This is a genomic window from Sphingobium sp. (assembly GCF_041987595.1).
In the GTDB taxonomy this organism is placed as follows: Bacteria; Pseudomonadota; Alphaproteobacteria; order Sphingomonadales; family Sphingomonadaceae; genus Sphingobium.
Genome location: NZ_JBHIWJ010000044.1, coordinates 25,703 through 35,322, shown reverse-complemented (window position 1 = coordinate 35,322; position 9,620 = coordinate 25,703). Strand labels below are relative to the sequence as shown.

Annotated in this window: 11 protein-coding genes; 3 read left to right on the top strand and 8 right to left on the bottom strand. The window is 64.6% G+C overall.

All coding sequences use genetic code 11. The features are described 5' to 3' along the window. Nucleotides 1-95 precede the first annotated feature (95 nt). Together lspA and ACFC3J_RS12810 are read left to right on the top strand one after the other, a co-directional pair. On the top strand, nucleotides 96-608 hold the full coding sequence (gene lspA, locus ACFC3J_RS12815; RefSeq protein WP_192666590.1) for a signal peptidase II: 513 nt from the start codon (nucleotides 96-98) through the stop codon (nucleotides 606-608). Beyond that, a complete protein-coding gene (locus ACFC3J_RS12810) occupies nucleotides 608-1,018 on the top strand; it encodes a DUF3035 domain-containing protein (RefSeq protein WP_375196553.1) in 411 nt (136 codons plus the stop codon). The genes lspA and ACFC3J_RS12810 overlap by 1 nt, the downstream gene beginning before the upstream one ends. A gap of 10 nt (nucleotides 1,019-1,028) precedes the next feature. On the opposite strand, the gene ACFC3J_RS12805 is transcribed toward ACFC3J_RS12810, so the two are convergent. From ACFC3J_RS12805 to ACFC3J_RS12770, 8 genes are all read right to left on the bottom strand, one after another. After that, the gene (locus ACFC3J_RS12805; protein ID WP_375196552.1) at nucleotides 1,029-1,358 is read right to left on the bottom strand and encodes an ArsR/SmtB family transcription factor; all 330 of its coding nucleotides are present in this window, start codon (nucleotides 1,356-1,358) and stop codon (nucleotides 1,029-1,031) included. Next, a complete protein-coding gene (locus ACFC3J_RS12800) occupies nucleotides 1,348-1,800 on the bottom strand; it encodes an SRPBCC family protein (protein WP_375196551.1) in 453 nt (150 codons plus the stop codon). The genes ACFC3J_RS12805 and ACFC3J_RS12800 overlap by 11 nt, the downstream gene beginning before the upstream one ends. A gap of 66 nt (nucleotides 1,801-1,866) precedes the next feature. Then, complete coding sequence (dxs, locus tag ACFC3J_RS12795) at nucleotides 1,867-3,801, bottom strand: 1-deoxy-D-xylulose-5-phosphate synthase (RefSeq protein WP_375196550.1); 1,935 nt, start codon at nucleotides 3,799-3,801, stop codon at nucleotides 1,867-1,869. A gap of 49 nt (nucleotides 3,802-3,850) precedes the next feature. Next, complete coding sequence (locus tag ACFC3J_RS12790; protein WP_375196549.1) at nucleotides 3,851-4,321, bottom strand: Fur family transcriptional regulator; 471 nt, start codon at nucleotides 4,319-4,321, stop codon at nucleotides 3,851-3,853. 59 nt (nucleotides 4,322-4,380) lie between these two features. Continuing rightward, nucleotides 4,381-4,707 carry a DUF423 domain-containing protein gene (locus tag ACFC3J_RS12785; protein ID WP_375196548.1) on the bottom strand — a complete coding sequence of 109 codons (327 nt, stop codon included), beginning with the start codon at nucleotides 4,705-4,707 and terminating at the stop codon, nucleotides 4,381-4,383. Further along, nucleotides 4,704-6,515: a monovalent cation:proton antiporter-2 (CPA2) family protein gene (locus tag ACFC3J_RS12780; protein ID WP_375196547.1), complete on the bottom strand. Its 1,812-nt coding sequence runs from the start codon at nucleotides 6,513-6,515 to the stop codon at nucleotides 4,704-4,706. The genes ACFC3J_RS12785 and ACFC3J_RS12780 overlap by 4 nt, the downstream gene beginning before the upstream one ends. After that, entirely contained in the window at nucleotides 6,515-6,937 is a 423-nt protein-coding gene (locus ACFC3J_RS12775) for an iron-sulfur cluster assembly scaffold protein (protein ID WP_375196557.1), read from the bottom strand. Before ACFC3J_RS12775 ends, ACFC3J_RS12780 begins: the two co-directional genes overlap by 1 nt. Before the next feature lie 303 nt (nucleotides 6,938-7,240). Continuing rightward, nucleotides 7,241-9,316, bottom strand: coding sequence for a transglycosylase domain-containing protein (locus ACFC3J_RS12770; RefSeq protein ID WP_375196546.1), 2,076 nt, complete (start codon nucleotides 9,314-9,316; stop codon nucleotides 7,241-7,243). A 105-nt stretch (nucleotides 9,317-9,421) separates the two neighbouring features. Here ACFC3J_RS12770 and ACFC3J_RS12765 point away from each other — a divergent pair, with 105 nt between their 5' ends. Continuing rightward, on the top strand, nucleotides 9,422-9,619 hold the full coding sequence (locus ACFC3J_RS12765; protein WP_375196545.1) for a hypothetical protein: 198 nt from the start codon (nucleotides 9,422-9,424) through the stop codon (nucleotides 9,617-9,619). Nucleotide 9,620: the final 1 nt, after the last annotated feature.

Below are 9,620 nucleotides of genomic sequence, written 5' to 3'. Positions count from 1 at the left end.
GCAGGCTGTGGCAGGAGAAATATGAAAGTAATGGCGCTTAACAGGGGTTCTTTCGTGTCATCCATGTCACCCACATCCTGCCGGGCGCAGCGCTGATGGCCGCCGTCAACCACCGCCCGCTGGGCCTGACCGTGGCGATCGTCACGCTCGCGCTCGACCAGCTGGTCAAATATACCGTCACCTATCCGCTGGCGCTGAAAAGCCGGATGGACGAGGGGATCGAGATCCTGCCGATCTTCCGCCTGCGCTGGCTGGAAAATCGCGGCGTTTCGATGGGATTCTTCCACGCCGACACCAACATGATGCGCTGGATTCTCGTCGGCATGACCATGCTCATCGCCGGTTTCGTGGGCGTATGGATGTGGCGCGAAAAGGCGCGGCAGGACGTTGCGGCGCTCGGTCTGGTGCTGGGCGGCGCGATCGGCAATATCGTGGACCGCGTGCGCCTTGGCTATGTCGTCGATTATGCCGACCTGCATTTTGGCGAATGGCGGCCTTTCCTGATTTTCAACCTGGCGGATGCGGCCATCACTTTCGGCGTGTTGATCCTGCTTGCGCGGGCGCTTCTGCTGCGCGAGAAGGGCGCAAAGACGGAGTCATTGAACTAATGCGTAAACTGATCCTCGCCGCTGGCCTGATTTCGATGCTGTCCGCCTGCGGCTCCGGCGGCGGCCTGTTTGGCCGTGCCCGCCCCGACGAGTTCGCCGTGGCGCGTCAGGCTCCGCTGGTGATCCCGCCCGACTTCGCGCTGGTCCCGCCTGCACCCGGCACCCCCGCCGCTGCCTCGATCGATTCGAGCAAGGCCGCCATGGAAGCCATGTTCGGCGGCCCGGCCGCCCGCAGCGCGAGCGAAAGCGCCACGCTCAACGCCGCCGGTCGCGGCACTGCGGCTGCGGGCATCCGCTCCTCTGCAGGCGATCCGGCGACCGAGGTCGTGGACAAGGGGGCTAGCACCCGCGACATCATCGCGGCCCCCGAAGGTGACGGTCAGGACGCCCGCGCCTCCACCCCTCAGTAATAGAAACCACTTAGGGCTGGTTCTCGACAAAGTCCTTGAACCGGCCCAAAGTATCGCCCCACTGGCTTTCTACTTGGTCGAGCCAGTTTCGGGCCTCTGCAAAGACCTTCGGCTGCAGGGCGAACAGCACCTCCCGCCCGTTCTTGGTCCGCCGCACCAGCCCGGCCCCCAGCAACACATCCAGATGTTTGGTCACGGCCTGACGGCTGATCGGCAGGCCGTCGCCCAGTTGAACGATCGACCGCTCTCCGCCATCGGAGAGCCGCCCGATCAGCCCCAGCCGCGTCGCATCCCCCAAAGCCGCGAACAGCCGGGCAGGGGAGATCTCATCACTCGACATAATCGCGGATATTCTTCACCTGCTCGGCCCAGCCGCCGTCATTATCCCGCATGACATTACTCCGCCGAGGCTCCGGCACATGCTCGAATCCGCTCTCGGTCACCGTCAGTCGGGTGGAATCACCGATCGGTTCGAGCAGAAACTCCACCAACGTCCATTCCGGAACCGGGACGCTGCTTTCCATCAGTTCCTTGTCGCCCCCGGTTGCCGGCCATTCATAGGCAAAACGCGTCATCGGCTCGATCGCCACGATCCGCGCCTCCCAACGATAATCCTCATAGCCGGGATAGGTCATATAGCCGGTCGAAGCCTGTCCCACCGCAAAGGGCTGGTCCAACGCTACCCGGAACCATGTCCCGAATTTGTGATGATCGATCAGCGCGTCCCAAACCTTCGCAACGGGCGCGGCAATCTCGACGGTCTTGATAATGGAATCGGTCATATCGGCAACCTCCTGGCTGCCAATATGGACATCTTCAGGGTTCATGCAACCTTTTGGTTGCGTAACTCAGGCGCGCACTTCAGAGCCGATCCCTGCACTATTGTGGCGCAGTGCCGTCAGCACCGTATCCACAATGGCGTTGGCGTCGAGCCGGGCATCGGCATATTGCTTTTCCGGCTTGTCCTGATCCTGAAAGATATCGGGCAGTCGCATGGTCCGCAGCTTGAGGCCATTGTCGATCAGTCCCAGATCGCTCGCCAGCGTCAGCACATGCGCGCCAAGCCCGCCAATGGCGCCTTCCTCTATGGTCACTGCGACCTCATGGGTGGTGAGAAGGCGACGGATCATCGCCTCGTCAAGTGGCTTGGCAAAGCGCAGGTCGGCCACGGTGGTCGACAGCCCCCTCGCCTCCAATGCGTCAGCGGCTTTTAATGCCTCTTCCAGCCGGGTGCCCAGCGACAGAATTGCAACCTGCCGCCCGTCCCGCACGACGCGGCCCTTGCCGATCTCCAGTCGCTCGGGCGTGTCCGGCAGGGTGACGCCGGTTCCATTACCGCGCGGATAGCGCACCGCGATCGGCCCGCTGTCATGGAGGGCGCAGGTATGGACCATATGGACGAGTTCCGCCTCATCGGCCGCAGCCATGACCACGAAATTGGGCAGGCTGGAAAGATAGGTCACGTCAAAGCTGCCGGCGTGGGTCGATCCGTCAGCTCCGACCAGGCCCGCACGATCAATGGCAAAGCGCACCGGCAGATTCTGGATCGCGACGTCATGCACGACCTGATCATAGGCGCGTTGCAGGAATGTCGAATAGATCGCACAGAAGGGCCGCATCCCCTGCGCCGCGAGGCCTGCTGCAAAGGTTACGGCATGCTGCTCGGCAATGCCGACATCGAAGCAGCGATCGGGGAAGGCTGCCGCGAACTTGTCCAGCCCCGTCCCCGAAGGCATGGCGGCCGTAATCGCGCAGACGCTTGGATCCCGCTCGGCCTCGGCAATCAGCGCCTGGGCGAAAACGCCGGTGTAGCTGGGCGGTCCGGGAGGTGCCTTGGCCTGCGCGCCGGTAATGACGTCGAATTTCTGCACGCCATGATATTTGTCCGCCGCCGCCTCGGCCGGAGCGTAACCCTTACCCTTCTGCGTTACGACATGGATCAGGCACGGCCCTTCGGCCGCATCGCGCACATTTTCCAGAACCGGGATCAACTGATCGAGATTATGTCCGTCGATCGGTCCGACATAATAAAAGCCCAGTTCTTCGAACAGCGTTCCGCCCATGGCCATGCCGCGGGCGAATTCGTCAGTCTTGCGGGCCGCATTATGGAGCGGGCGGGGCAGCTTGCGCGCCAAGCGCTTTGCAAGCCCGCGCAGGCCCAGAAATTCACGGCTAGACACCAGCCGCGCCAGATAGGCCGACAGTCCACCGACCGGCGGCGCGATCGACATGTCATTGTCGTTCAGGATGACGATCAGGCGGTTTCCGGCTTCCCGCGCATTGTTCATTGCCTCATAGGCCATGCCCGCGGACATCGAGCCGTCGCCGATGACGGCGATCGCCTTGCCCGGCCGGCCCATCATCCTGTTCGCCACGGCAAAGCCCAGCGCCGCGCTGATCGACGTCGAGCTGTGCGCCGCGCCGAAGGGATCGTACTCGCTCTCGGAACGCTTGGTGAAGCCGCTCAGGCCACCGCCCTGCCGCAACGTCCGAATTCGGTCGCGACGCCCGGTCAGCACCTTATGCGGATAGCATTGATGGCCGACGTCCCAGACCAGCTTGTCGTCGGGTGTGTTGAACACATAATGGATCGCTGCAGTCAGCTCGACCACGCCCAGCCCGGACCCCAGATGTCCGCCCGTTACACCGACGGCGGAGATTACCTCCTGCCGCAGCTCATCCGCCAGTTGACGGAGCTGTTCGGGTTGCAGCTTGCGCAGATCGGCAGGCCAGACGACCTGATCGAGCAGCGGCGTGGAGGGACGATCGTTCATGAAAGACATAGACTCCGAAGCGCGCTAGGCTGTTCCACAACGAAGCGCAACGCCTGCATCATGCCGCGCACCTGGCGCAGGTGCCCAATATCTCGATGACAGGGCGTTCCGGCTGGAAACCCTCCGCGCGGGCGACGGCGCGGACCTTGTCCGTCACCTTGTCGTCGTCGACATGGGTGGCCTGTTTGCAATTTTTGCATACCAAAAAGATGCAGTCGTGATGACAGCCCGGATGCACGTTGGCGATATAGGCATTGGCGCTTTCCACCCGCATCGCGATATTGTTGCTCACGAACAGGTCCAGAATGCGATAGACGCTGTTGGGCGCCACGCGCTTGCCGCGAGCCTTTGATACGGTATCGGCTATGTCATAGGCCGACGCAGGGGTTTCCTCGGCCGCCAGCGCATCGAAAATGGCGGCGCGCATCGGCGTCCACTGTTCCTGGCTCGCTTCCAGCGTGGCGCGGGCGGCATCGGCCAGATTGGCGCCTGCCGGTTCATGATGGTCGTGACGGTGGTGATCGGCCATAAGTTCAATCTAGGCGTGCGGTGGGGCGGGGGCAAGTGGCCGGCTTTGGGGATGGCGCTTCAGCCGCGCCAATAAATCCACGCCGCCCACAGCCAGCCCGCAATCATCAGGGTGCCGCCGATCGGGGTGATCGCCCCGAGCCATTTGGGCGCGCCCAGTGCCATGCCATAAAGGGTGAGGCCGAAGATGGCCGCACCGCCCAACAGCAGCGCTGCCGGACCCCGCGCCACGCCCATGATGGCGAGCGCCGCCACGCCGTGGATCAGCTGATAGAGTCCGCCGGTGCGCAGCCATTCCGCCGCCTGCGGGCTGCCGGCGCCATGCGCGCCGAACGCCCCCGCTGCAATCGCCATAGCCGCCGACAGCGTCGCCAGAACCGCAATCATGTCTTTTCCTCCCCCTCGCCGCTGTTGAACAGGCGCATCCGCCTGCCGGGGCGGTACATCAGTTCCTTGGCGGCCAGCAAACTGCCATGTTCGATCTGGACCGCCATCCGCTGCTCGTCATTCTGGCGATATTGTCGCTCGACCTCCTCGACTTCCTTCTGCGGCACGCCGAGCGCCTGCATCGCTTGCACGCCCATGCAGATGGCCGATTCGAACACTTCGCGCACAACGCCTGCCAGATCGAGGTCCTTGAGTTCCAGCAATTGCCGCCGGTCGAAAGCCCGCACCAGCAGTGCCGCCTGTGGGAAAGCCTCCGCAATCGGCTCCAGCTGCTTTGAATCGAGCGACGGGTCGTCGATGCAGAAGGCGATCAGCCGCGCCTCGTCCGCGCCCGACCGGCGAAGCAGGTCGATCCGCGTGCCATCGCCATAATTGACCCTCATGTCGAAGCGGCTCGATACCTCGATCTGCGAGGGCTTCTTGTCGATCAGCACCACGCCGAAGCCGTGGCCCATCAGCATCTGGGCCACGGTCTGGCCGAAGCGGCCATAGCCAACGATGATCGCTGTCCCGCGCGGTGCATCCTCGGGCTTGGGCAGGTCCATCCCATCCCTGGGTTTGGCAAATTCCAGTCTGCGCGCGAACAGCATCAGAAAAGGCGTGGTGGCCATGGAGAAGGTGACGATCGCGCTGAACAGGCTGGCGGCCTGCGGCGCGATCAGCAACGCATTCTGAGCCTGCGCGAAAAGCACGAAGCCGAATTCGCCGCCTTGACTTAGCAATAGTCCGGCGCCGATGGCCTGATTGCGTTCCATGCCAAACAGCCGGGCCAGGCCCGTGATCAGCGCGGCCTTGGTAAGGACGAGCACCGCCGCCATACCGATGACGAAGAAGGGGTAGGCGGCCACCGTCCGCAGATCGAGCACCATGCCCACTGCAAGGAAAAACAGGCCGAGCAGGATCGAGCGGAACGGTTCGACATCCGCCTCTATCTCATGCCGATAGGGCGAATCGGCCAGCATCACGCCCGCGACGAAGGCGCCGAGCGCGGTCGAAAGGTGCAGCGCGTGCATCAGCGCCGCGGCGGCCAGCACGGTGAACAGCCCGACGGTGACGAACAGCTCCCGCTCGCCCAGCCGCCCGACCAGACGCAGGAGCGGGCGCAATATGAAACGGCCTGCCAGCACCAGCCCGGCTATCGCCGCCACGGTGTAGGCCGCCATCATCCAGCCCGGCGGCCCGCCTACATCGTCGGGATTGCGGGACAGGGCGGCGACGATGGTGATCAACGGGACGATCGAAAGGTCCTGAAACAGCAGGATCGAAAACACCTTCTCGCCGAAGGGGGAATTGATGCGGCCGCTGCTCTTGAGGCCCGGCAAGACCTGCGCGGTTGAAGACAGCGCCAGCGGCAGCCCCAGCGCGATCGCCGCCCCCCAGGTGAAACCGGTGGTGTAGAAGATGACAGCGGTGAGCACGCATCCGCACAATACGACTTGTGCCGTTCCCAGCGCGAATATGTCCCGCTTCAGGCGCCATAAACGCGCCGGATGCAGCTCAAGACCCACCAGGAACAGCAGCAGCACGATACCGATTTCGGCAATGGCGAGCTTCGATTCGGCGCCGCCAACCAGACGCAGTCCCTGCGGCCCGACCAGCGCGCCAGCGACCAGATAGCCGAGCACGGCGCCGAGTCCGAGGCGGCGGAACACAATCACGAACAGGACTGCGGCACCCAGCAGGATGACTCCGTCGGAAAGGAGGACGTCCGTGGCGGAAATGGGCGCGGCGGCGGCGGGAGTCTGCATCAGGCGTCCGCCATCCGCGCAGCTTCAGCAATGGCCTCGAAACCGAGCCGGATCGACGCATGGCGCGCCGGATAGCCGCGCGCGGGCGCCAGCACGGCCAGCCCTGGCCAGAAGTCCAGATCGTCGCTTTCACCGGAGAGGAAGGCGGTCAGCCGGTCCCGTGCTTCAGCCAGTTCGTCTGCGCTAAGGCCGATGGCATGGGCCGCCATCAGTGCCGCCGAAGCCTGACCCAGCGCGCAGGCTTTCACGTCCAGCCCGATGTCGCAGAGCCGCCCATCCTCCATTCGCGCATCGGCCGTCACTCGTGACCCGCAGGTCGGGGAACGCTTTTCGACACTTGCCTGCGCATCGGGCAGCCGCGTGTGATGGGGAATATTCGCGGCCAGCCGCAAAATGTCCTTGTTATAGAGGGGGGCATTCATCCCGCCCATGTAAGGCAGGATCGGCTGATGAGAAAGGCCGCAAGCTCCTATTTTATTACAGCAGCGCAAGAGCGGCGGGCAAGATGACGGCCAGCGTGGGGACGGCCATCTCCAGCCCGGCGCGCGGTCGTTCCGCGCCGAAGCCATCCGCTGCGCCGCCAACATTCGTCCGAAGGCGAGCGCCATCCACGCGCAGGGCCAGCCGAATAAGTGACGAGACCGGGCCGGTAGCCGAGAGACTGCATCGCCGCCGCGTCCGCCGGCAGCAAGGCTAACCCAGACGATGGACGCGGCAATCCCATGTCAGGGCCGTTGTTCGGCGGTAGCCGGATTGGTCGGTACGATGCGCGGCGGCGGCGTGCCGGGCTGGGGTTCGGGCGCGTCCGGTTCGGGGGGAGGCGACTGGTCGATCGGCAGGCGCAACTGTCCGCCGCCGATATTGACCGTGACGCCCTGCGTATCGAGGCCGACGCTCATATTGCCCAGACCAGCCTCGCTCGCGACATTGGCGATGGCGTTGACGAGGTCGCTGTCCTTCGTTTCCTCCAGCGCGTCTTCGACCGGCTCGTTGATCGCGCCCGCCATGAAATTACGCCAGATGCGCGCGGGCACGCCGCCACCTGCTGCGCCGCCGGGCAGGGGCGTGTTGTCGTCATTGCCGATCCACACCGCCGTCACCAGCCCGCCTGCATAGCCGACGAAGATCGCGTCACGGCTGTTCTGCGTCGTGCCCGTCTTGCCGAAAGTGCTGGTGCGCAGCGCCGCCGCGCTCCCGGTGCCGCGATTGGCGGCGGAGGAGAGGAGGTCCCGAATCATTTCCAGCTGATCGTCGCTGAAATGCTTCTGGCGGCTAAGCAGCCGGTCGAACCAGCCCTGTTCCTCCGGCGGCAGGCCGTGGGCCAGCACCGGATAGGCGCCGGCCGCCACCGCCGCATAGGCTTCGGTCAGTTCCACCAGGGGGATTTCCGACGTGCCGAGCGCCAGGCTCAGATCCTCGGTCAATGGCGCGGTGACGCCCAGGTCGCGGGCGACCTTGATGACATTGTCGACGCCGACCTTCTGCGTCAGCCGCACCGCCGCCACATTGCTCGACGCGGCAAAAGCCTGCCGCAGCGTGATCTTGCCCCGATATTTGCCGCTATGATTGGCCGGGCGATAGGTGCCGGTGGTGATCGGCGTATCCTCGATCATGTCGTCGGGCGTCATTCCTGCGCGGAAAGCGGCGAGATAGACGAACAGCTTGAAGGTCGATCCGGGCTGGCGCTTGGCCTGCACTGCGCGGTTGAAGGCGCTTTCGCCATAATTTTTGCCGCCGATCATCGCGACGACGCTGCCGTCGGGCTTCATCGCCACCAGCGCCGCCTGCGCCTTGCCCAGCGGGGCGCGGCGGATCGCCGCTTCCGCCAGCCGCTGGATGCGCCAGTCAAGCGTGGTCGCCACATTCTGCGCGCCATAGACCGCGCCCGCCCTGTCGCGCGCCTGCGGCAGCACCCAGTCGGCGAAATAGGTGCCGCTGGTCGGATCGGGCGCCTGCTTCACATTGAGTCGGGCCGGGGGCAGGGCGTCGCGCTGGGCCTTTGTGATATAGCCCGCCTCGACCATCGCCTGCGTGACCAGCGCCGCCCGGTCGCGCGCGCCCTTCAGGTTGGTGGTCGGGGCGAGGCGCGAGGGCGCCTTCAACAGCCCGGCCAGCATCGCCGCCTGCGGGATGGTCAATCGTTCCGGCTGGCGGTTGAAATAGTGCAGCGCCGCCGCCCGCAGGCCGTAGACATTGTCGCCGAAATAGACGTTGGAGAGGTAGCGCTCCATGATCTGGTCCTTGGTCAGCCACGCCTCCAGCCAGAAGGCGATCAACGCCTCCCGCGCTTTGCGCCCGAACGTCCGGTCGGCCGACAGAAACACGCCCTTGGCAAGCTGCTGCGTGATCGTGCTGCCGCCCTGCGACGATCCGTCCGACCAGAGATTATGCCAGGCCGCCCGCGCAATGCCGCGTGGATCGACGCCCCAATGGTCGTAGAAGCGCCGATCCTCGATCGCCATGAAGGCCTGCGGCACATGTTTGGGCAGCGCGGCGACGGTGACGGGCCTGTCGATGACGGCCCCCCGCCGGGCGATCAGATGGCCGTCGGACGACATCAGGCTGATGCTGGGCGGAGCAATGGGCTTTAACGACCGGGACATCGGCGCCGTTACCGCCAGCCAGGCGATGATGATCATCAGCAGGGCCAGCAGCGCCGCGACGATCCATCCGCCGATCTGCACCCGGCGCTTCCACGGGCCGGGCGGCGCGAAGGCGCTGGGCGGTCCGGCGCCGAATTCGCGAGGCGGCAGGGCGTCAGGCTGGGGGTCGGGCAGGGGATCGTTCATCGCTTCCGTCATGCTGTGTTATTTGACTGATACAGTCAAGCATGTCCCTTCGCGGGACAGCCCTTAACTAAGAATCCCCATAGGCCAAATGGTAAAGAATCCGTTAACAGTTGGCGCATGAGAACACGACCCCTTGTCCTGACGAGCGAGTCTGCGCGCCATCCCTTTCGCCAGCGGCTGCCGCGCCATGTGTTGCGCGTGACCGAGGTTCTGGGCGCCCGCGCGCCAGCGCAGCCGTCCGACGATGATGACTGGAAGCTGTTCATGCTGAGCTTCGGCGCCTTCTTTACGGCCTTTTACAGCTTCATCTTCTAAA

Excerpts from the sequence above, each read along its gene's own strand:
- lspA (WP_192666590.1), top strand. The coding sequence starts at position 96 with ATGGCCGCCGTCAACCACCGCCCGCTGGGCCTGACCGTGGCGATCGTC.
- ACFC3J_RS12810 (WP_375196553.1), top strand. The coding sequence starts at position 608 with ATGCGTAAACTGATCCTCGCCGCTGGCCTGATTTCGATGCTGTCCGCC.
- ACFC3J_RS12805 (WP_375196552.1), bottom strand. The coding sequence starts at position 1,358 with ATGTCGAGTGATGAGATCTCCCCTGCCCGGCTGTTCGCGGCTTTGGGG.
- ACFC3J_RS12800 (WP_375196551.1), bottom strand. The coding sequence starts at position 1,800 with ATGACCGATTCCATTATCAAGACCGTCGAGATTGCCGCGCCCGTTGCG.
- dxs (WP_375196550.1), bottom strand. The coding sequence starts at position 3,801 with ATGTCTTTCATGAACGATCGTCCCTCCACGCCGCTGCTCGATCAGGTC.
- ACFC3J_RS12790 (WP_375196549.1), bottom strand. The coding sequence starts at position 4,321 with ATGGCCGATCACCACCGTCACGACCATCATGAACCGGCAGGCGCCAAT.
- ACFC3J_RS12785 (WP_375196548.1), bottom strand. The coding sequence starts at position 4,707 with ATGATTGCGGTTCTGGCGACGCTGTCGGCGGCTATGGCGATTGCAGCG.
- ACFC3J_RS12780 (WP_375196547.1), bottom strand. The coding sequence starts at position 6,515 with ATGCAGACTCCCGCCGCCGCCGCGCCCATTTCCGCCACGGACGTCCTC.
- ACFC3J_RS12775 (WP_375196557.1), bottom strand. The coding sequence starts at position 6,937 with ATGAATGCCCCCCTCTATAACAAGGACATTTTGCGGCTGGCCGCGAAT.
- ACFC3J_RS12770 (WP_375196546.1), bottom strand. The coding sequence starts at position 9,316 with ATGACGGAAGCGATGAACGATCCCCTGCCCGACCCCCAGCCTGACGCC.
- ACFC3J_RS12765 (WP_375196545.1), top strand. The coding sequence starts at position 9,422 with ATGAGAACACGACCCCTTGTCCTGACGAGCGAGTCTGCGCGCCATCCC.